At 54.2% G+C, this 1,139-nt stretch carries 1 protein-coding gene; it reads left to right on the top strand.

Features of this window, described 5'->3' with window-relative positions:
- Positions 1 to 10 precede the first annotated feature (10 nt).
- Positions 11 to 163 carry a type II toxin-antitoxin system PemK/MazF family toxin gene (locus tag P1S46_12250; GenBank protein ID MDF1537239.1) on the top strand — a complete coding sequence of 51 codons (153 nt, stop codon included), beginning with the start codon at positions 11 to 13 and terminating at the stop codon, positions 161 to 163.
- Positions 164 to 1,139 lie beyond the last annotated feature (976 nt).

Genomic DNA, 1,139 nt, shown 5'->3' with positions numbered 1-1,139 from the left:
TCCTTTCGAGGTGCCGACGACCGTCGGTGACAAGCCTGGTGTCGCCCTGGCAGACCAGGTCAAGAGCCTGGACTGGCGTGCCCGCAAGGCTAAAAAGGCAGGGGCTGTGGATCAGGCCGTTTTTGACGACATCCTCGCTAAAATCCAAACGTTATTGTCCTGAGGGGAGGGTCTGAAAAGCAAGTTCGTTTGACCCGCCTTCGCCATAGCTTCCGTCTTCGTCACCCTTCCTGATGACTTCCGTCTTCGTTCTTCGAACTTCCGTCTTCGTTCTTCGAACTACGACGCGACAAGTCGACGTGACAAGTCGACGCGACAAGTCGACGCGACAAGTCGGCGTGGCAAGCGAACTCCCAGTGTCAGAGCCAGGGGGTGGAGCCAGGGGGTGTGAAGGGGACCACTTCTGTGGTCATGTTCAGAACCTTTCCGGCATGCCAAGGTACATAAGAGAAAAAGACATCTCATTTGTCATCCAGAATTTCGGGCTTGAGGCAATTTTTGGGAGTGTTTATGTCGCCGAGGCATTAAAGCGGGCGGTCTCTTAACAAGGTTTCTAGCATAGTCTCAATCCGTGACGCTTCCCCCTGTGTAACCCTGCCTGCCACGTCGTAGCTTCAAGCGAAGACGGGTGGAAGCGGCCTGCAAGGTGGCCGCGCCCTTCGACATGCTAAGGGCAGGCCGCAGGGAGAAGTCGGGTGAGGGGAATAAAAGCAGTCGCATTTTTTCTGTGGCTAAGGTTTTGATCTATCCGCGGCCATCCGCGTCCATCAGCGGCTAACAGGCCTTTAGGTCTACCCCGGTCCAGGTTTAGGTTTTGACCCGGGAAAATAACCCTACGGGGCTGAATGGTTAGGAAGTCATCCCTTCCATCTCCTTCACCTGCCGCGGCGTAGTCACGCACCAGGCGTGACGAAGACGGGTCCCTGTTAAAAAGATCTGGTTCTTTCTCGAACAGTTTGAAAACACCCGGATCGCTCTTGACAAGGTACGGCAATGACGTATGATTGTCGCATGGTTACTTTTATTGAGTCCCCGCTCTTTACCAGGCAGATCCATGATTATCTGAGTGACGACGAGTATGCGGCATTTCAGACCTTTTTAGCCAACTCCCCCGATGCCGGGGATATCGTAAAAGGGTC

This window comes from bacterium, assembly GCA_029210545.1.
Classification (GTDB): Bacteria; BMS3Abin14; BMS3Abin14; order BMS3Abin14; family BMS3Abin14; genus JARGFV01.
The sequence above is the reverse complement of the archived record's forward strand: the minus strand, read 5'-3'. Positions and strand labels throughout refer to the sequence as shown.